This is a genomic window from Raoultella sp. T31 (assembly GCF_002806725.1).
Taxonomy (GTDB): domain Bacteria; phylum Pseudomonadota; class Gammaproteobacteria; order Enterobacterales; family Enterobacteriaceae; genus Klebsiella; species Klebsiella electrica.
In genome coordinates, this window is the sequence record NZ_PIBO01000062.1 from 1 (window position 1) to 19,845 (window position 19,845).

22 protein-coding genes and 4 pseudogenes are annotated in these 19,845 nt (G+C 43.7%); 10 read left to right on the forward strand and 16 right to left on the reverse strand.

The genetic code is table 11. The features are described 5' to 3' along the window. The 4 genes and pseudogenes from CWM52_RS24900 to CWM52_RS26940 all read left to right on the forward strand — a co-directional run. Positions 1 to 368 (forward strand): annotated as a pseudogene (locus CWM52_RS24900) (integrase core domain-containing protein); the annotation flags it as partial. A 203-nt stretch (positions 369 to 571) separates the two neighbouring features. After that, complete coding sequence (locus CWM52_RS24905) at positions 572 to 838, forward strand: DUF1778 domain-containing protein (RefSeq protein WP_100686507.1); 267 nt, start codon at positions 572 to 574, stop codon at positions 836 to 838. After that, positions 826 to 1,311 carry a GNAT family N-acetyltransferase gene (locus tag CWM52_RS24910; protein ID WP_100686508.1) on the forward strand — a complete coding sequence of 162 codons (486 nt, stop codon included), beginning with the start codon at positions 826 to 828 and terminating at the stop codon, positions 1,309 to 1,311. Before CWM52_RS24905 ends, CWM52_RS24910 begins: the two co-directional genes overlap by 13 nt. 338 nt (positions 1,312 to 1,649) lie before the next feature. Further along, the gene (locus CWM52_RS26940) at positions 1,650 to 1,769 is read left to right on the forward strand and encodes a Hok/Gef family protein (RefSeq protein WP_416308824.1); all 120 of its coding nucleotides are present in this window, start codon (positions 1,650 to 1,652) and stop codon (positions 1,767 to 1,769) included. A 103-nt stretch (positions 1,770 to 1,872) separates the two neighbouring features. Here the strand turns inward: CWM52_RS26940 and CWM52_RS24915 are convergent, their stop codons facing one another. The 5 genes and pseudogenes from CWM52_RS24915 to CWM52_RS24940 all read right to left on the reverse strand — a co-directional run bounded on the left by CWM52_RS24915 (position 1,873) and on the right by CWM52_RS24940 (position 6,870). After that, positions 1,873 to 2,256 (reverse strand): helix-turn-helix domain-containing protein, encoded by a 384-nt coding sequence (locus CWM52_RS24915; RefSeq protein ID WP_100686509.1) that lies wholly within the window; start codon positions 2,254 to 2,256, stop codon positions 1,873 to 1,875. Between the two features lie 247 nt (positions 2,257 to 2,503). Beyond that, positions 2,504 to 3,919 (reverse strand): UvrD-helicase domain-containing protein, encoded by a 1,416-nt coding sequence (locus tag CWM52_RS24925; protein ID WP_100686511.1) that lies wholly within the window; start codon positions 3,917 to 3,919, stop codon positions 2,504 to 2,506. Further along, positions 3,916 to 5,643, reverse strand: coding sequence for an ATP-dependent nuclease (locus CWM52_RS24930; protein ID WP_100686512.1), 1,728 nt, complete (start codon positions 5,641 to 5,643; stop codon positions 3,916 to 3,918). Before CWM52_RS24930 ends, CWM52_RS24925 begins: the two co-directional genes overlap by 4 nt. 283 nt (positions 5,644 to 5,926) lie before the next feature. Beyond that, positions 5,927 to 6,166 (reverse strand): annotated as a pseudogene (locus CWM52_RS24935) (transposase); the annotation flags it as partial. A 188-nt stretch (positions 6,167 to 6,354) separates the two neighbouring features. Next, positions 6,355 to 6,870, reverse strand: a complete 516-nt coding sequence (locus CWM52_RS24940) for a hypothetical protein (RefSeq protein WP_100686513.1) — start codon at positions 6,868 to 6,870, stop codon at positions 6,355 to 6,357. 179 nt (positions 6,871 to 7,049) lie between these two features. Here CWM52_RS24940 and CWM52_RS24945 point away from each other — a divergent pair, with 179 nt between their 5' ends. Then, positions 7,050 to 7,301, forward strand: a complete 252-nt coding sequence (locus CWM52_RS24945; RefSeq protein WP_416308825.1) for a helix-turn-helix domain-containing protein — start codon at positions 7,050 to 7,052, stop codon at positions 7,299 to 7,301. Between the two features lie 105 nt (positions 7,302 to 7,406). Further along, complete coding sequence (locus tag CWM52_RS27020; protein ID WP_255410914.1) at positions 7,407 to 7,478, forward strand: hypothetical protein; 72 nt, start codon at positions 7,407 to 7,409, stop codon at positions 7,476 to 7,478. A 33-nt stretch (positions 7,479 to 7,511) separates the two neighbouring features. On the opposite strand, the gene CWM52_RS24955 is transcribed toward CWM52_RS27020, so the two are convergent. From CWM52_RS24955 to CWM52_RS25000, 10 genes and pseudogenes are all read right to left on the reverse strand, one after another. Beyond that, a complete protein-coding gene (locus CWM52_RS24955; protein ID WP_100686515.1) occupies positions 7,512 to 7,955 on the reverse strand; it encodes a hypothetical protein in 444 nt (147 codons plus the stop codon). 12 nt (positions 7,956 to 7,967) lie between these two features. Beyond that, on the reverse strand, positions 7,968 to 10,319 hold the full coding sequence (locus tag CWM52_RS24960) for a hypothetical protein (RefSeq protein ID WP_100686516.1): 2,352 nt from the start codon (positions 10,317 to 10,319) through the stop codon (positions 7,968 to 7,970). Next, complete coding sequence (locus CWM52_RS24965) at positions 10,316 to 11,866, reverse strand: site-specific integrase (protein ID WP_100686517.1); 1,551 nt, start codon at positions 11,864 to 11,866, stop codon at positions 10,316 to 10,318. Before CWM52_RS24965 ends, CWM52_RS24960 begins: the two co-directional genes overlap by 4 nt. Beyond that, positions 11,856 to 12,062, reverse strand: a complete 207-nt coding sequence (locus tag CWM52_RS26950) for a hypothetical protein (protein WP_227521336.1) — start codon at positions 12,060 to 12,062, stop codon at positions 11,856 to 11,858. Before CWM52_RS26950 ends, CWM52_RS24965 begins: the two co-directional genes overlap by 11 nt. Next, positions 12,055 to 12,585 carry a hypothetical protein gene (locus CWM52_RS24970; RefSeq protein WP_227521337.1) on the reverse strand — a complete coding sequence of 177 codons (531 nt, stop codon included), beginning with the start codon at positions 12,583 to 12,585 and terminating at the stop codon, positions 12,055 to 12,057. The genes CWM52_RS26950 and CWM52_RS24970 overlap by 8 nt, the downstream gene beginning before the upstream one ends. Before the next feature lie 363 nt (positions 12,586 to 12,948). Continuing rightward, positions 12,949 to 13,148, reverse strand: a pseudogene (locus CWM52_RS24980) (hypothetical protein). Positions 13,149 to 13,345: 197 nt separating this feature from the next. Further along, positions 13,346 to 13,594: a hypothetical protein gene (locus CWM52_RS24985; RefSeq protein WP_100686520.1), complete on the reverse strand. Its 249-nt coding sequence runs from the start codon at positions 13,592 to 13,594 to the stop codon at positions 13,346 to 13,348. A gap of 88 nt (positions 13,595 to 13,682) precedes the next feature. Beyond that, entirely contained in the window at positions 13,683 to 14,927 is a 1,245-nt protein-coding gene (locus tag CWM52_RS24990) for a type II secretion system protein GspD (protein ID WP_100686521.1), read from the reverse strand. Further along, positions 14,927 to 16,012, reverse strand: coding sequence for a DNA-binding protein (locus tag CWM52_RS24995; protein WP_165785439.1), 1,086 nt, complete (start codon positions 16,010 to 16,012; stop codon positions 14,927 to 14,929). Before CWM52_RS24995 ends, CWM52_RS24990 begins: the two co-directional genes overlap by 1 nt. Before the next feature lie 11 nt (positions 16,013 to 16,023). After that, positions 16,024 to 17,076 (reverse strand): phage/plasmid replication protein, II/X family, encoded by a 1,053-nt coding sequence (locus CWM52_RS25000; RefSeq protein ID WP_100686522.1) that lies wholly within the window; start codon positions 17,074 to 17,076, stop codon positions 16,024 to 16,026. Positions 17,077 to 17,247: 171 nt separating this feature from the next. On the opposite strand from CWM52_RS25000, the gene CWM52_RS25005 reads away from it, so the two are divergent. After that, a complete protein-coding gene (locus tag CWM52_RS25005) occupies positions 17,248 to 17,694 on the forward strand; it encodes a helix-turn-helix domain-containing protein (protein ID WP_165785440.1) in 447 nt (148 codons plus the stop codon). Between the two features lie 38 nt (positions 17,695 to 17,732). Here the strand turns inward: CWM52_RS25005 and CWM52_RS25010 are convergent. Next, a pseudogene (locus CWM52_RS25010) lies at positions 17,733 to 17,861 on the reverse strand (phage/plasmid replication domain-containing protein); the annotation flags it as partial. A gap of 171 nt (positions 17,862 to 18,032) precedes the next feature. On the opposite strand from CWM52_RS25010, the gene CWM52_RS25015 reads away from it, so the two are divergent. The 3 genes from CWM52_RS25015 (at position 18,033) to CWM52_RS25025 (ending at position 19,800) form a co-directional block, all read left to right on the forward strand. Next, positions 18,033 to 18,479 carry a helix-turn-helix domain-containing protein gene (locus CWM52_RS25015; RefSeq protein ID WP_165785440.1) on the forward strand — a complete coding sequence of 149 codons (447 nt, stop codon included), beginning with the start codon at positions 18,033 to 18,035 and terminating at the stop codon, positions 18,477 to 18,479. Positions 18,480 to 18,578: 99 nt separating this feature from the next. Continuing rightward, entirely contained in the window at positions 18,579 to 19,001 is a 423-nt protein-coding gene (locus CWM52_RS25020; RefSeq protein WP_100686523.1) for a hypothetical protein, read from the forward strand. 70 nt (positions 19,002 to 19,071) lie between these two features. Next, on the forward strand, positions 19,072 to 19,800 hold the full coding sequence (locus CWM52_RS25025) for a hypothetical protein (protein ID WP_100686524.1): 729 nt from the start codon (positions 19,072 to 19,074) through the stop codon (positions 19,798 to 19,800). Positions 19,801 to 19,845 lie beyond the last annotated feature (45 nt).

A 19,845-nucleotide genomic window follows, 5' to 3' on the forward strand; every position in this document is an offset into this window, starting at 1 on the left:
TTCTGGACAGCATTGCACTGTTTCGAGGCTATCCGGCGACGATAAGAACTGACCAAGGGCCGGAGTTCACCTGCCACGCACTGGATCAATGGGCCTTTGAGCATGGTGTTGAGTTACGCTTAATCCAGCCGGGCAAACCAACGTAGAACGGATTTATTGAGAGCTTTAACGGACGATTTCACGATGAATGCCTGAATGAGCACTGGTTCAGCGATATCGTTCATGCAAGGAAAATCATTAATAACTGGCGGCAGGATTATAATGAGTGTCGCCCACATTCAGCACTGAATTATCAGACGCCGTCAGAGTTTGCAGCACGGTGGCGGAATGGAGAATGTGAAGGTAAACAAACCGACATTACTAACTGACGGTTGTTCTAATACTGGGGGCAGGTCAACTCGGCCATGACGATTGATGCCTGGTCCTCCCGCCAGAATTTGATGTCATCATCAGCAGACACTCACAGCGGACATAAATATTCTGGATATGAAAGAAAAACTTGATGTGTAGCATTTGCTATACATAACTGTTGCGCTATGCTTGTAAAGCAAACGCTATACAAGGGGTTCACATGAAATCAGATGTTCAGCTCAACCTAAGGGCTAAGGAATCGCAGCGGGCACTCATCGACGCCGCCGCTAAGATCCTTCATAAATCTCGTACAGACTTCATTTTGGAAATGGCCTGTAAGGCTGCTGAGGATGTTATTCTCGACCGCCGTGTCTTTAATTTTAACGATGAACAATATGCAGAGTTCATCGATATGCTTGATGCACCGGTTGAAGATGATCCCGTTATCGATAAACTGCTTGTAAGGAAGCCTCAGTGGGACGTGTAACAGCACCAGAACCTTTATCCAATGTTCATCAGGTGGTAGGGTTTGTTAGCGGTGAAGCTGTGCTCGATGACTGGTTAAAGCAGAGGGGCCTCAAAAATCAGGCTCTCGGAGCGGCTCGAACTTTTGCTGTTTTCAAGGAAGAGACGAAACAAATAGCCGGTTTCTACTCTCTTGCCACTGGTAGCGTCAATCATACAGAAGCTACAGGAAGCCTTCGGCGTAATATGCCAGATCCCATTCCAGTCATCATACTTGCCCGCTTGGTTGTCGATTTATCATTCCGGGGACAGGGGCTCGGTGCGGATTTACTCCATGACGCAGTGCTTCGTTGCTATCGGGTTGCCGAGAACATTGGTGTGCGTGCAATCATGGTTCATGCGCTTACAGAAAAGGCCAAAAATTTCTATATTCATCATGGTTTCAAACCATCACAAACCCAACAGCGGACATTGTTCCTTAAACTTCCTCAATAGTATGAAAATGCCATATCGCCAAAACGCTATGAGCGATAATGGGATAGTACGCCTGTTGTTCACTCAGTCGAAATCCTTCCAGTGAGAAGAGGGTGGACGTATTTATGAGACAAGACAGGGCGAAGTAAGAATGCAGCGCAATTGATAATTCGGTTGCGTAAAAGTTTATTTATCTTTAGCAGGAAACAAAAAAAGAGCCCATGTATTAAATGGACTCTTCTCAGATACATCGGTTAATCTGTCCAACTTTTTGGGGTCAGTAGAACCCCAGGCAATCCCTATGTCTAGTCAGCATCAGGTTAGCCTCTTACCTGCCTTTTGGCAAGGATAAGCAGACTATGAAACTGCCACAGATAACCGTTCTGTTGTGTGAACTGATAGCGTGTCTCACGCTGCTGGTATTCACCTGGCTTACCCGGACGTACCGCTCAAAAACGGAGGTAGACATCCGCGTCTGATAAATTCCAACGAAGGCTATTCGTAAGGTAGTCGTAAATTAGCTGGGTCAAGCGGGTGAGCAGAAACGCTATTGAGATCCCACCAAATAGTGCTTCAAATGATTCAGCTATCACTGATTAATTTTTTATCTTTCCTGAGAGCCAGCATGGCACTAACTCGGTTCGTGACTGGATCGCTATCAGAAGCTTTAGCGCCAACCCTTGGCCGATGCTGCCTTTTCTGAGCTTTAAACACGTCAGAGGGGCGGACGGTAGGGCTGGAGATCAGCGCATTTAGACCTTCTAGCAGGTTCATTTCACGCAGGATCCCAATGAACGTTACAAAGCTGCAGGTCCCATTTTGCAACCGTGCATACGTTGGCCGACTTATGCCGAGATTCTCGGCCAGTTTTTCCTGAGATATTCCCCGAGATTTCCTATACGACTCAAGACGCTCAAAAAGCTCTTTTGCAATGGCAGTGTCTGACATAGATATTGTGATTTTCATTCGTATGCCTCTGCAACGTATACATTACAGAATATCCTCATTTTGATTTTTTCGTGATGTTTACGTTGCAAGAAATTGTGACTGATTTCGCCGACAACATTCCTTTCCGTTGGCAAAAGAGTCCCATGATTGCATTATGGGGGCGTATGCAATTCTCGGATGACATGCAACTTTCCAGAAGTTCCACAGATAATTTCGACATTTCCAAGCCCGTCCTGGCAGACAAACCAGCCCTTTTGGTGGAATTTTAGGGTGTGAAGTTATCACGCTCCGAGAAGACCGTAACAGATTTAGCCCCCCTGGAGAGCGCAACATACAAATCACTTGCCCCCATGTTTCCCACATCCAGTATCAGCGCGTGATCGCATTCCAGCCCTTTCAGAAGAAGAGTTGAGCCTATTGAGCGGTGCGATACGCGTCCTTCCCCCTGATATCTACGTTGCTCACGAATAACTGATGCTGACTCTCTAATACTTTTGTCAGGTGAACTGATTGACAGATTTATTGCATCTTTTAGAACTTGCAGAGCTCCGCCCCTAAAGACACGCGTTTCTTCCTTTTCCTCGAGCAAAAGGAGTGTCGTTCGCATATTTTGTCGGGTAGGGGCCAAAGTAAGCTCTACCAATGAATTCTCAAGTGAAGAAGGGACTGTCCTGCTTCGTCCAGCCTGAATAGAACCAATTCTACGTAAGGTTGTGCTAACACCAACATTTGTCATCAGTTCAGCTGCCGCTTGTAAAAGATTTGGTATAACGTTGGTGGCATTTGCTTCGTCAAGGGATGTGGCCATTCTCATTACGTCACTCAGATCCACCGGTTCGACAACATTAAGACCATTGATTCGTTGTGCAAATTGATGCCGGGATGAAGCTCTTCGTGAATCACCCATGACTAAGACTGAATTGTCGGGAAACTGGCGCAGCAGTGAGTAATATTCGCGCTGCTGGCGTTGGATATTGTCATTGTAATTTCGTGAAAGAGAGTGAAAACGAACATAATCAGGACAGGATCTTAAGTCGATTCGCTCCCCGCGAAGTAAGCGGTTCCTTTGCTCAAGGATCCACTGGCCCAAATCAGGCGTTTGCGCATTGTTCCAGCGCCAGGGGGTCTGCAAGGTTGCCAGAGTAGGGAAAAACGTTTCAACATGTTGGCTCCAGTCAGGCATAGGGCCACTGAAGCTGAAAATACACTGCATCGGGTCGCCAAAGACGACTGTTGGTAGTAAGCGTGAAAGTGCACAGGTCAGTTCATGCTGCTGGCTATTGCAGTCCTGGTATTCATCGACCAGCAAACGCGAATAAGTAGCTGTGATGATATCGCTAATATTACCGTTAACAACCAGACTCAACACGGCACGGCGAAGAGAAGGGTAGAAAAGTGTTGGATTTTCGGGACCAACCTCAAGCGGGCACAATCCCGGGAAACAGCCAGCTATCTTAAGCGCCCATCCATCGATTGTTGTCACAACATAGTTTCGCGGGGGAATAGCAAAACGACTCAGTCGCTTTTTGAGTGCAGTTACACCTGCAGTTGTGTGTGTCAGCACGAGATACGGCTTACTTTGTGCAACACCCAGAACTTCAGTAATCAGGTGCGTTTTACCACATCCTGCAGGTGCAACAATCAGACCTTTAGCGGTATTTAAAACGGCATCAACACTCATTGTGGGTCACCGTCTTCTGCAGCCCACCTCAGCAAATCTCTGATGATCGCCTTGAACGGCTGTGAAAAATTAACGAAGGCCGGGCCCACGATATTTTCTGCTAGGTCTTCAGCCTTGCCGATCGTTTTAAACCAGCCATAATTGCCTGCTGCACGAGCCACGGGCGCTCGCATTTCCTCCGTTGGTTCGCCAGTGCATGCTTCAAAGTTATAAGCTCCCTGGGAGCAGTTCTGAATATGCTGATCAACCTGTTGTTGGCTGTTCAGAGCCGCAGCGAGAAGAACGATGTCACGGATAGTCTCAACAGGGCACCAGGTAAGCAGGGCTCCCTCTGTCGAAAAACCATTACCCCATTCAAAAATGGTCACGCCACTGGCCCGGCAATCTTCTGTCTTTTGCCTGTGTGCTTGCGAGATAATATCTGAGTCTTTTAGTAGTGCAGTACGATACCCCAGTCGCGCAAAAACCTCGGCGCGTTTGAAATACTTTTCCCCGCCGGCACCATCAGTAGCAAAGGCTCCCTGATCCTGAAATCCAGTTCTTCCTCTGCTTTGCCTGTATAAGTCCAATCCTCTGATAAAACCAACCTCAGTCCCACCTTCACCTACAATCACAGCTTTGCTAAAGAAGGCTTCAGCGCAGGCCCGTAAGGTTGCCTGTTCCTGATCTTCTCCGCTGAGTGTCAGGAAAATGTGTGAAGGCTCTGGGGCCGGTAGATTTACTTTCCGCAGCACATAGAGTTGGGTTGCTTTAAGTTCCCGGAGGACATAGGGGGAATGGGTGGTGATGAATACCTGTGAAGTGGGCTCAGGATCACGGGAACCCAGTTGATGCAACAGTTGGCTTATTCTGTATGGCTCCAGCCCATATTCCGCTTCATCAATGAGTATGGTCCCTGGGCGCCCGACGGCTTTCTGCAACCCGCTTACCAGTAAACGGGTAGACCCCGTGCCAAGCATTCTCAGAGGCGTATTATCATTGTTATGCAGACTGATTGCGCTGTTAGAGAGTGAAACACCGTTAACATCGAGAAGCGCCTTCAGTTCACCAACCTGCACCCCAAGTGAATTCGCGATTGTTCTGACTTCGGTCAGAATGGCATCAAGTTGCGGAAGTTCCTGGGCAGCAAAGCTTTGTCGGGTTTGCCGGGAAAGCTCGGCGAGCGTCGCGCTGACATTGAAATCCTCTTCTGAAAGTTTGTTTAATACAGAGCGATTTCCCCATGCAAGGTGGTGGTGGGATGCAGCGCCAAGGCGCGTCGGGCTTAATTGCTCCCGATGCTTCCATTGCAGTCTTTTCTCCAGGCCTTCCGCAGTTGTTCGTTCAGAAAATAAGAGCCAGTCTGGTTCAAGATCATCTTTGACGACCATTCTCAGCGTGAGTACAGTCTCATCACCTGCCTGCGGTTCATCGTGGATTTCTTTGTTTTCAATGTTAAACCCGCGAAAGTAACGTCCGTAAGCTTCGAGATTCAACAATCCGTCATCGAGCTGTCCAAGTGTAATGCTGATGCAGATCGGCGTGGTTGTGTTCATCAAATGAAAATCTGCATCACTGAACGGAAACGATCTTCTTGCGCCAAGTACCAGGTCAATCGCGTCAATAATGGTCGATTTTCCTGAGTCCCCCGGGCCTATCAAACAATTGAGGCCTGGGACTGGACACCATTCGGCTTGTCGCACTGTCCGGAAGTTTTGGATGCTGATGTGGCGGATAACAGCCATGTGTCGTTCCCTCGTAGTCCACTAATTTTGCATTAATCTGAAACAGCAGGAATTATGACACAGCCTGTCTGATTATATTGTGATGTAACAGGTATCATGATTTGGCTGAAGAAACATTAAGAAGAGGGACTAAAGCGACCCGCATAGTGGATGAAGATCAGCCTGCGGGCAGTGAATCTGGTGTATCCATGAGCAACAACACGAGGTATCTCTAAATGAGCTGCAAGCGTTGTCCGGAAGTGTGTGAAATACATTATTCGTGCACCAGATCAATTTTCTTACAAATGGAGTCGATAAAACCCCGTGCAGTCCGCAAGGTCAGCCGGAATACGCGTTTAATCACCAGGGCAGTGGTGATAGCAAGGTCAGAATAACGCTGAGGTCTGCCTCGTGATGAGGGCGTTGCTGACTCGTACCACGCCTGAATGGCTTCGTCGTCCAGCCAGAAAGTGACGGAACCACGATGAATGAGGGCTTTGTTGTAGGGCTTCCAGTTAGTGATTTTGAACTTTTGCTTTGCCACGGTACTACCTGCGCTATCAGAATGGTGCGTGATCTGATCCTGCCGTTTGGCAAAAGTTCGATTTATTCAACAAAGCCAAGAGAGAGTTGAACCCCATTCGCTCTCCCTTCAATACAGCGTGACCTCACATATTGAGAAAAGACTATTGCCTTAGATTAATTGTGTTATCGACAATGCTTTTTAATGTGTTAATTTTTTTCATTCGTTCGTATGTATTTCCTGCTTTGCTCAATAGAAAGTTTTCTGAATTCTTTTTCTCTATCAGGCATTATTATTGTTAATTCTTCATAAATTTCTTTTGCTCCAGATATTTTTTCCAATTCGCCCGCATATTTATCAATAAGGCGTTTCAGAGTAATTTTTGTATCATTACATATCTGAAGTGTGGTGTGTTCAATTTTTGAGAGTGTAATGTCTGATTCGGGATAGATTAGAACTGTACTTTCGATTGCACGGTCAAACTCCTGAGTAGTGGAGTATAAGTATTGATAAATTCCTTTTTGCCTTACTTTATTTAACAACCCTCTATTGACGAGATTCTGTATTTGATTATATGAAAAAGCTTTTGCCTTCAAATAATCTCTCTGCAATGAAAATCTCTCAACAAGAATCCTTGCTAAATCGTTGCTAGTAAAATTAACTTTACCAAGATAAATAATTGCAGAAAAAATGTACGATTTAGGAGCGATTACACGACTATTCATAATGACTTTAGCGAGGCAGTTGACTTAGGATTGCTAAGTATACAACAATGGCCGATACTTAGACAATCTAAGCATCCAGGGCCGATGAAGATGAATAAGTGTCAGAAAAAAATCCGATACCAGAGAGACTTAAGGAAGCCAGAAGCAGGGCCGGACTATCCCAGCGCTCTCTGGGAATCATGGTTGGTTTTGATCCCGCGTCGGCCAGTAGCCGTATGAACCATTACGAGAAAGGGCGTCATGTCCCGGATATCGATACGCTACGACGGATAGCTGCGGAGTTAAACGTGCCATTGAACTACTTTTTCTGTGATGATCAGACGACGGCAGAACTTGCATTGATCATATCCCGGATGACAGATGAAGAGCGAACTAAACTTGTCGAAGCACTCAAGTTGTCATCAAGGATTAACCATGCAGACAAAAAATGAATTGATTCGCCTAGCTACAGCGCTTTTCGAAGGCAACGTAAACGCCGCACTAAACTGGTGTAAAAACCAAACCGGGCGTTACATTGGAAGTCTCCCTTTGAAGTCATCGACTTAGAAGAGGGCGCGATGATGGTTGCCACACTCATTTTGCGTATAGAGCATGGTGTTTCTTCTTGATATTGGTGCTTAAACACACATCCCTTTATCAGCTCATAGATTATTTTTCTGTTTGTGTAACTCCGTAATCAGATACGGAGCCAAAAGATGTTCTACAGGAATGACTGTATTAATTTTAACTGCTTTCACAATTTCAATTAAAGACAGTGTGTTCTGTGCAAGTTGTTCGCGTAGCTCTTTATTTTCCTCCTGTAATTGCTGATTACGGCCAAGCAAAGCCTGGCGAGTCTTACGATTAACGTACTGCTGTTTTTCTTTATGACGAAGATTTAGAGGCGATAGTTGTTGATCGACATAGGCTGCAATAAGACGCTTACGTTCCAAGTTACTTAATGTACTTAACCCGCCTTTGACGATGCCTTTTGATTTCAGTCTGGCATGTAAGCTTTTAGCTGAAATAGGTGATTTATCAAACCCTTCAATTAACATCAGTTGTAGTTCATGCTCGATCTGAGTATTCAATTCTTTACCACGCATTAGTCTTCCCCCCTATTTAATTTTTTGGTACTCGAGGGCAAATAATTGAGCCAGAGTACGAATTTCACCTTCAACCTTTATATCTCCAGATAGGGCCATCTGAGAGGTGATTACTTGCAGAGAGTTGGAGCGTCTGTGTAATTGCTCACTTATTACATCTAGTTGTGCTAGATTATCGTCAATGTTGCCTTGTACAAGCTGCTTGCCCGGTAGGCCCTCGATATATTTTTCAAGAGCAAGCTTTGCCTCGTTTAATGCCAGACTTTTAACTTTAACAGCGAAGTACTCATCAATACGACCGGTCAATGTGAAATGCTCACATGGCTTCAAAGACTGACACTTCATACGGTAAGGGCATCCCCACAAGTTAACGTCTCTCATGCAGGAGCCCAATTTCAATGGATGCAGTAATGCATGCCTTTTCACCATTTCAGATGCTGGTAATGGCCCTTCATTTTTACTAATTTCCTCGAACGCAGCGGCTATGTCGTCGAATAATCCATCGCCAAACGATGCTTCGATGAAGCCTGCTACATCGTCGCGATTATCGAAGGTATGCAGATTCGCTTTTATGTTGGTTTCCAGATTCTGCGTGCGGCTAAATACCATCATACCGCTTCGCTTTACCGCATTGAGCGGTGTATCAGCGTCCATAGCAGTATATGCTGTCTGTACCGGTACGGTTGGAACTAAAGGGGTCAGAGATGCAACTTTTCGGCGTTCCTTGAGAGCCAGGTGCTGATAATGTTGATTTTGACTAATATCAACACGCCCCATCAACAGCGCTTGTAAGTGGTCTGAAATTTCAGCAATCGCTAGAAAAGTATTTATATTGTGTCGAGGTATATGCGTACGGAGTTGGGTAGGGCGGCCGTCATCTTCTAGCAACCTATATTTGCTGAAAACGGATATGTAACCCTCATAATTACCAAGAAATTTGTTTAACCCATTATTATTCAGTGGTAATGGCGTGGCTTTTAGTTCCAGCGTTCTCTTTAAAGTCAGTGATCCTTTGGGATAAAGGAACAATAGATCTTCATACTTAATCTCGTATCTCCTGCCATTTTCTACCCATGCGTGAGTACAAGGAGTGTTTGAACTGTTATCCCCGAATTCATTTTTAAGAAAATGACTTAGGTCTGATTTTAAATAGTATTTTTCTTTTCTATTACCTGGCCCAATAATGACTTTAATCGGAATGCAGCCGCGGTTCGCTAACGCTTTTGACGCTTTATCACGTAATCCTGCACGCCCTCGAAACTCTGATGAGGACTGGGCTATGTGTTCTAAAATATCATCAAGTTCAACGAGTTCGCCAGTAATATCACTGATTGACTTTGGTAGATAATCAGAAAATTCTTTTGACCGTAAATTTGTGAGATGTTTGCGAAATTCAGCTGTTAACAAATTAACCGATTTGAATATATTTTCGACTAGCGGTACAGCTAGAGGCTCGACCCAATGAGTTCGTTCGCCAGCCCCCTTAACACCAACATAGCGTATACCAAGAAAATAATCTGGCAATCCTTTATCTCTCAGACTTTTACTGATATCATAATTATCTATCTGTCGTTTTACCAACGCATCCTGCCTTATATTGAATGCTTCAACAGAACGAAATCCAGTTATAATTAGTAACAGAAGGCAATTGAGAGCAATCTTTTCAGTACTGCTTTCGACTAACTGAATTAATGACACGATATTGAGGAACCCTCTAATGGTAATCAGCGCATCTTCATTATCAGTGGTCGTATCATCCAGCTTGTCTTTTTGTTTTAGAGCGATTGTTTCCCGGGCTTTCCGGGTCAAATTGGTCTGGTTGGTGTAACGTTCATCGGATACATATTGCAATGTTACTAAGGTGAAAGCGTGATGATTTACTAATCTTTGAATCTTTACACACCGTCCCTTGTAGTTGGCTATGTTGGGATCACCTGGCCGGGATGCCGCACTCAGAATATCCATTGCGCTACGTATGACACCTGTAGTCAGATAGATGGGATGAGTTTGTCCGGTTAACTTGAAGAGAGCGCAGTACCAACGTTTCAAAATGACCAGTGTTGCAACAGCAACTGCAGGAGAGATACTACAATTTCTGCCTCGATAGGTGAGTACCAGCATAGCTTTCATGAACAACTGGTAAGGCTCGGATACAATATGGCGATCGTCAATCCCTTTGAGCCGAGTAATTTCATCAAAACGCAATATATTGGCCCCATTGCCACGCAACCAGCCGGAGCCTTTACTCCCACATACCCAAGCGCGACTATCCCACGGCTCTGCAAAATTTTCTGCCAAATTCTCGTCGAACCAGGTTTTTTGTTCCGTAACAAAAGTGTCAAAGTTCTCGATATTTTTTTTCATTGTTCGCAACCTTTGGTGTGATGCAAATGACAACGGGCTATCACTGACTTGACTTCGATCTGCGTTGTTTCGTGGATGGAAATTAGTGGATTGTGAGCATTACCGACGCTATCGGAAACAGCTATCAGCTCATTGACTTCTTTAGAAATGCTATCCAATACGTCCTGGTGGTTGCCATCGAGGAAAGGGCGGTAATACAAGCAACCATAACAGCAACGAACTTCACAGAAAGGACATTCGTCATCGGTTCTTGCACAGCCGCCAATCTCATAGTGCAATCGATCACCAACCATGCCAACCACACGTCGACCTTGCCATTCCTCTGACCTGACCAACTTGCCTGTCAGCATCATAGCTACCATGTTTTGCCACACAGGGTTAAAACCGAGAGCTTTAGCGCGGATCAATGCCAAGGCAGGCGTCGCCAAAATGTAATGTTTTGCCACAACTAGAGATGAATGACCGAGAATATGAGCAATCTCCTCCGCACTGGCACCTTGCATAGCTAATGAGTGACCAACGTTATGGCGGAGATCAGTCGGTGTAATTGATGGCAGGGCGGCTTCTCCACAAGCAACAGCGGTTTGATAATCTGAGGGACTGAAGTTTAAAACTGTTTGGCTAATAGCTTGAGAGACAAAAGTTGGGGCGGACACCCCCATTTCAAGCAATTTATCATCAGGTAATAACTGAACTCTGTCCACATAATGCTTGATTAACTCTCCAATTTCAGGCGGAATAGCCAGCAGTAAACGCTCTGTTGTGAGACGTCTTTGTTTTACGTAGGGTAACAGAATACTGTATCTAATTAATCCTGTATCAGTATTACAGGTATCAATACGAAAGTCATTAACAGCTAGCTTTGCCAACTGTACAGGACGCGCTCCTGTAACATAACTTAATCCGAGTACAACAGCATTTTTGAGCTCTCTAATGGCATAATATTTACCTCTGGTCAATGCCGTTGCCATTTCAAATAAGCCTTTACTTATCATGCTTTTTTCAACAGGATCAAGAAGATTGTCAATATCCTGATAAACCTCCCAGTTATATGCATTTGGTCTGGGTATAAACTCAAGATCCTCATAGTCTTCCAAGGTAAACCCAGGGAACTCTTCAGAACAAAGGATCTTCAAGCCGAATAGTATAGAATAGAAGGATCTTACATCTAGAACATCGCTTTCTATATATTGTCGCAATATATGTAATGTAAAACCACCATTTCCTTTGCAGTAATTGAATGCTTGTGTCCAATGATGTGACAGTACTGGTAAGAAAGTTGGGAACATCGTTGACGCATATTTAAAACAAAAATATTTCAAGAGTGTATTTGTTAACTCATCAAGCTTAAAATAAACATAGCGCTTACTGCCGGAATAATAAAAACCCCATTTGCTCCCTTTATTATGAATGTGCTTATCATCAAAATTGCTGCTGGATTTCAAGAAAATACGTTCAGGAATAACTAAAGATACTAATTTTGAAGAGAGATCCTGATCATACATTCCAAAATCTTGCGGGAGAAGTGTGTTAGGCTTAATTTCCATTAAATAACTCCTTTATTAAGTATTCCAAATCAGAGTTATGTTGCAATATTCGCTGAATGTTTGCTGCATTAGCTTGCTCAGATAAAAATCTTTTAGCATAAAGATCAGGCATTTGGCTTTTTATGCTCCAACCGCCAAGCAAACGGAGAGCCTCTTTTGCCTCATCCATCAACCCTATTGAAAGTGAGTTATACATTTTCGACCATATCAACAGTCATGCTCTGAAATCCTTCAATAACTCGAGAGTAAGACCGCTGATTGTTTCTTTCTAGAGTTTTAAACTCGTTTTTGCATATCAGCAAACGAGTGTTGAGGCGGGATGCATACCGAGACAGTTCTTTTGGCGTTTCATCTCGATAGTACGGAGATATATAGGTAGCGATTAGGTAGCCTATGAATCGAATTACTGAACGGACTCTGGCAGCATTTGTCATGCTGCTAGAATGTTTAAATGGCAATGCTCGTGGTGCGAAGCTAACTAGTCGGCCATTTTCCAAATATTGAAAAAAGGCCGCCAGCTCATGAATGGCGATTGCAGGGTCATGTCCGGAGCAGTAAAAGCTATAGCAGAATGTCGTTCCATGCTTTATGAACCAAAACTCATAAAAAAACTTAATCGCTTGAAGAGAAGCTGATTGAGTTGAGAGCGAGCGATACTCCAGGTGGTCAACTAGATACCTGAGCGGATAAAGTGCTGGCAAACAGATTTTTACATCCATCAAAATCCATTGCCTTCGGCCACCTGAACTTACAATCTGGGTAAGTGAGTACATCGAAACACTCAACAATCAAAATGCGGTGAACTAAATGTACGACAGACCTAATGCAAGAAAAGGGAGGTATCTCAAAATTCACAACATGCTGATTTCTGTGGCTGAACCAGAGATCCATGAAGTAAAAGATCTATGGAGGTTATTTAACATAATATACATTATGCGCACCAATGATAAGGATGGCAGAATCTGGCGGGAATCGTTGACACTGGCCGTCAACGGGCTACTATCGACAATGATTCAAAATCATCCGTTTCTCCAAACGAATCAGAATCAAATGTCTGTCAGCAGTAAGTGAACGGCCTGACCTCACCAATCAGGCCTGTTCATCCAGTTGCAGTTGGTAAATCTGTACCTGATACACAAGAATCAAACACCACTTCTTCAGTGCCATCATCATGATGTCGGACAATCTGGTAACCGGATTGCGGGTTCTGCCTCTCAGCTTCATAAGCAGCCCGGAATGCTGGATCTTTGAGAAGTATCACTTTCAGCTCCTGATGCGTCATGAATTTTTTCATGAATAACCCCCGATGAATGCTGCCGCGCCGAATCAGCCATAACGCTGAAAATGGAAACTGTACGGCTTGGCCAACCCCGGACAGCAACAAAACAAGTTTTGTCACTGACCGGAGTTATCTTTCAAAACAGATAGTTAACGATTTTTTGTCTGGTATTTATGCGTAAAATTTCGTGCGTACGAAATTCACCACCAATAAACAAACGGACGATGACTGACCGGAAAAGCAATGCCATCAGCATCATGACCACGCATTACCTGATTGAGAAGCCTTCTGACTTCACAGCGCTCAGGCCTGGTCATCATCATATTGCGATACCAGGACGGCGATTTATCAAACCATCTGGCACAACTGGCAAAATGTGAACCTACACGACGATAAGACTTAAGGCGGCCACCGGGAAGTCGGTCACGCGCCTTATTTTTTACAGACATAATAAATCCTCTAAGTAACTGAATACCTAGAAGATGTCGTACTGTTCGTACCCCATAAAAGTTAACGCCATAATAAAAATCCATACAATCAGTTCAGGTTGTCCCGGAACAGTTCACCGCTCCTCGCGGCGCTGCGGGGCGTCGCCCTGCTCCGGTCAACCTTTCTGACCTGAAGCATCACCATAATATCAGTCTTGTTGCTTTCACTGGTACGGGAACCGAAAAAGCTCCAGCCGGAACTGGCCTTACTATCTTTCTGTTCAGCAAGGCCACCGAGTAAAATAATATCACCATCTGCAAGGCTGACTTCGGTTGTTACATCACGCTTGATAAGGGTTGGCGAGTTATTGACGCCGGTTTCAGTGGTCACAAAGTTGGAAAGCTGCTGCTGAATCTTGAGATCCATTGTCCGACTTTTGATTGATGGCGTCACATTAAACAAAACACCGCTGGAACGATATTCAACGGATTGCGTGGTCGTATTGTTATTCACCGTAACACTGCCCAGTACTGGCACATCAGAGCCGACTGAAAAAGACGCTGAGGCATTATTTTTTACCCGCAGTCGTGGCGCACTGACAACAGTAAAACGACTGTCAGTTTTCAGCAGATTGAAAATGGCATCAATGGAGCCGGTTCGAATATTGATAAAATTATCCAGTCCGGCAGCGCCTACTGAAATATTGAATTTATCAGACAGGATTTTAGCCGCTAAAAGAATGCCGGAGCCGTCAGACTGCGAGGTCTGAACCTCAAAAACATAACCAGAAACAACCACTTCATCACTCATCGTATCCAGCGAAGTAACCAGTGTTTTCAGGATGGCGATATCCTCTTTCGTACCATAATAAACCAGAATATCACCGGTTCGATTGATGTAGTTGCTTGCCCCTGATGAACCTTTTAGCGAATCATCAGAAATCACGGCTCCACTGTTATTGAAGGAGCCTGAAACGTAGCCGCCAAGAATATCAGACAGGTAGGCAACAGAACGGTACTGAGGCGTATAAGTCCATGTATAACGTGGCTTAACCGGCTCTTTCGGCGTATAGGGCGCTATAAAATCAACACCCTTTTTCGTCCATATTCGAACGTTCATATTGCCAAGATAACGGGTTACAAATTCCCGTTCATCAATATCAGGCGTTAACCTGAATGTAATCATTCTTTCATCATTAACAAGTTGCGGATCGAGCATATACGGGACTTTAAGTACCTCACTGTAAATAAGAGAAATAGCTTCCGGTATCTTGACTTTATTTAATTCAAGCTCTGACCCGGCGAAAGCACATGAAGAAAACAGTAGCATTAATGTGAGTAAAATCTTTTTCATTATTTCTTCCCCGTATAAAGCGTCACACGCTCACCATCAATAATTCCACTCATCAACATCCCTTTGTAATTAAAACTGGATGCAGGAACGGCACGCAAAACACCGGCACCGTTAACAAGAATCACAAACGCCCTGCCTTCAGTGGTCATTCTCCCTGATATACGCCACTCGGTTGAAAGTGGCGGTTCAGCTGGTTCTGAGGGAGTATCTGGCGCTGGAGTAGCAGCGGAAGAACGAAACATGGCCGCATCACGTACATCTGCTGTAGCCAAATCTGGCGAGGGATCGCTTCGGCCAAACGTGCTGAAAAATGAGTAAATCAGCCAGCCTGACCCGATAAACATCAATGGAAAAAGCACAAGAAAGAATCTGACTTTGCCAGAATTCCAGATGCTCTGGCGTTTATCAGTCTGCTTTTCATTACCGTTAGTCCCTTCATAACTTTTGTAAAGTTCAAAAATATCAGGGTTATATTTATTGCGATAACTGGTGACGAGATTACTTTTATAGATTTTGTGCCCCGAATATACGTCAACACAGTAATGATTATTCAGGCCCAACGCTTTCAGCTTACGCATCCGGTAAGTTGTTTCTATTTTGTCTTTCAAGAAACGAGCGATATTAGAAAGTGATTGATTTACAATAACTAAATCACAGCTAATGCTTGTTTCAGGATGAGTAAAATGACGATGTTCAGCAATAAATGATTTCTTCTCAGCCGTCATATCCTTATCGCTACCGAAGATTCTCCATGCTTCATCAATAACAATTAAATCCCCAAACTGGCAAAAACTCCCTTCCCCACCTTTAAAAGGAAAGAAGTCAGCTTTAAGCATATCGTCATTATCCACAACAATAATTTCTCCCGTTGCATCAGGATAACGCTCAGTGATTTTATCTTTCTGTAATCCATAAATAAGAGCCTGAGATACACGAATAATAATCTGGTCTTGCTTAGTGCCGCCAAAACCATCAGGAATCTCTAAGCCAACACCAATTTCATTATAGTATCCCTGACCATTGACCTTATTACGCTGGCGAGCACCAAGCATTTTACCTTTTACAAAAAGACCATAATTAGACATATCACTCTCCTTTAATGCCAGTTACTGGCATGTGAAATACGGTTATAATCGAAAATTAAACCTTTCTCATAAACCCATGATGGAATTTTGGCTGGTTTGGCTTCAAGAGTACGAACCAACGGAACAACGTTATTAGAATCCGGTGATTCACAATAAAAGTTAATATCTATTCCGAAAGAAAGTAATTCTTTACGGTGTCGGTAGAATGTAGGTTTCGGTAACATCTCTTTCATGTTCGCGCCCTGCTTCCACAATAAATATGTAGACTGTATTTTTCTTGGGGGATTAATTATTTTTTCATCAGTTAATATAGTATTTTGATTCATTTCTATTCTCCCTACATATTCAGAGAATAATTTATTGGGCGTCTCAATATTCCAGCTATTACCAATCGTAAGATTCAAATCAATTAATTCAGTTGTTCTTAATGTTAATTCAATGCGTAATTTATCTTTTGACCAGTCCAGTAAACCAGCTTTAACGAATTCGTCTGCCATCTGGTGCCCTTTTTTGCCAGATGTATGTTCATCATATTTTGAATAAAATTTCAGGCTCCACCGACGGGAGTTTTTCCCTAAGTAAACAGTGCCACCTTTACCACAGGCGCGACCGTGGCGAGTTTTAGCTTTAAATTCTGCGGCATATAACCATGCGCGGACATTTTCTAATGTTGACAATGAATACATGTAATTGATATCGATGCGCGAGATCTTAAATTGCCCTTCCATGACCTGTCGATAGGATGGTAGATCGTGAGGAATATGCAGTAATGCCAATATTCTGGCGTAAGCTGTTAACAACAACCCTTGCAAATCGTCGGAACCGATAACAGAGTGACCTTGCAAAAACTTTGATGGATTACCGTCAATATAGAGATGTGTTGCCCGACCTTCACCATCAGATCCAACAGACCTTACTTTCATTGTGGACTCATGCGAACCGCGAACGGTCAACCGTTTTACTGTTTCCCACTCCACTGCACCGTCAGCATCGACGCTGACGACACTACCAGCCGGTAACGGTCGGTGTGTGCAAGGCAGGATTCCGGTAAACCAGTCGATCATAAGTAGTCACACCCATCAAAATATGTGTCAATAGTCACTTGTGAGCAGATTGAATGGTCACAATGTAATATGCTCAGATCTGAAAGTCAATACATTTGCAATGTTTAAATTGTCATAAATGAGCATCAAATCTAACTATTGAAAAACCACTGTTAAGATGGAGAGAAGTAGATGAGCAACAATGAGCATGAAGTCATGGCGGATAAACTGAGAGCTGAACGTATCAAAAAGGTCATACTGGAGCACTCGACTTACGAGGAGCTGGCCGAAAAAACCGGCATTAGCGTAAGTACCCTGGTCAGGATCGCGTCCGGCAAAACTGAGCCTAAATTCAGCGACATCATTCAGATAGCTAAAATTACTGGTGCAGACTTAAACACCTTAGCTTATGGCTATGCTCTTGATGTTAAAGAAGAAGCAACCGAGCGAAAGCTAATCACCTCTGCGGACGGATGTACTGACGAGGAAACCACGAACGCCCATAATTTCATTGTGTGGAACATCAGAACACTGGATAAACAGGATATTCTTGCGCTTGCAAGGCAGGTTTCCGCATTAAGTTCATACACTTACAGTACGAAAATGTTTATGAAAAAAGCGGTGTCAGGCGAAGAGTAAAAGGATTAACAGTCTCAGGAATGAGACAAACGTGCAGTATTACCGCGAACGGTCAACCGTTTTACTGTTTCCCACTCCACTGCACCGTCAGCATCGACGCTGACGACACTACCAGCCGGTAACGGTCGGTGTGTGCAAGGCAGGATTCCGGTAAACCAGTCGATCATAAGTAGTCACACCCATCAAAATATGTGTCAATAGTCACTTGTGAGCAGATTGAATGGTCACAATGTAATATGCTCAGATCTGAAAGTCAATACATTTGCAATGTTTAAATTGTCATAAATGAGCATCAAATCTAACTATTGAAAAACCACTGTTAAGATGGAGAGAAGTAGATGAGCAACAATGAGCATGAAGTCATGGCGGATAAACTGAGAGCTGAACGTATCAAAAAGGTCATACTGGAGCACTCGACTTACGAGGAGCTGGCCGAAAAAACCGGTATTAGCGTAAGTACCCTGGTCAGGATCGCGTCCGGCAAAACTGAGCCTAAATTCAGCGACATCATTCAGATAGCTAAAATTACTGGTGCAGACTTAAACACCTTAGCTTATGGCTATGCTCTTGATGTTAAAGAAGAAGCAACCGAGCGAAAGCTAATCACCTCTGCGGACGGATGTACTGACGAGGAAACCACGAACGCCCATAATTTCATTGTGTGGAACATCAGAACACTGGATAAACAGGATATTCTTGCGCTTGCAAGGCAGGTTTCCGCATTAAGTTCATACACTTACAGTACGAAAATGTTTATGAAAAAAGCGGTGTCAGGCGAAGAGTAAAAGGATTAACAGTCTCAGGAATGAGACAAACGTGCAGTATTACCAACACTGCACGTTTTGAATTGTGCAGATTTCGAACAGAGAAAAAGGATCTAAAGGATGAGCGGAAACAATGAAACAAACGGCGTAGAGCTGGTATTCCTCGGCGCGGCTGTCTTTGTTCTGGCGGTCGTCGCGTGGCTGATGAAGACTTTTGATGTTGAATGGCAAACAGCTCTGGCAACCGCGCCAAGCCTGATTGTTTGGCTTATTGCCGTTGGGGCTGGGATCTTTTTTGGGATCAAAATGGAGACGGGTCTTGTTCGCTGGGGTACTCCGCTGGCTATCGCCTTTCTGATTCCAGTATTCAAACCAATTCTTAAGGAAGCTGCCGGAGTTCGTGATATGGGTGGGCTGGTTTTCGATGATATGGTTTCGTGGTATGGGACTGGTTGGGGTATGTCACTGATGTTCTTCGGTATTCTTATTGTCGGATATGGCCTGCTTTATTGGTGGCACAAAAGGAGTTCTTATTACTGGTAACGAACGAGCCAAATTATTTCGATAAAATCAGAATTACAAAGTATTCTTTTACAATTTAAGGATAAATAATATGTCAGAAAGAAAGTTCATTACTGAATTCGGAATGAATATGCTTGGTGCCAGGCATGTATTATTGCAACAAGAGCACTTGGATGATGTGAATGACATTAACAACCCAATATACAAGGATTTCTCACCTCATATTTATTTCATATGCAGACGACCAAGAATTACTTTAGTTCCTGAGTCGGTTAAGTTTACGGAAAGTGAAGTTACAGGGTTATTTAGAAAGCAGGTTAAAGATAAATATGTAGATATTCCCTTTATCACTAAGAATCTGCTAGACACATCTAATGTCTCCCTAGAGTGTGAGTACCCTTATACCGAATTTAAAATCAGGGATGAAAACAATGATGTAATATCCGAAGATAAATCTGTATTACTGATGTTGTCGTGCTTAGGATATGAAGCACAGGAGCATCTTGATCTGGAAATTATCTATATAGGTCAATCATTTGGGTGTGATGGTGACCGTAGCGCAGCAGATAGACTAGCAGCTCATTCAACATTACAAAATATCTATGCGCAAGCGATGAAGAATACTCCTGATCAGGAAATATGGTTAATTCTCACCGATTTTGAAAACCCGTGTCTACTAATAAGTATGGATGGTCGTTCTGAAAACTATGGAACAACGTTAGAAGAGGATGACCAACATATAAATAATGTGCTTAGCAATGAAATAACAGCGCGACAAAGAATTAATTTCACCGAGGCAGCATTAATTAGGACCCTGTAAATAATTCTGTGTAATTGCCATCCGATTAAAGGTGGTCGCTCAGGC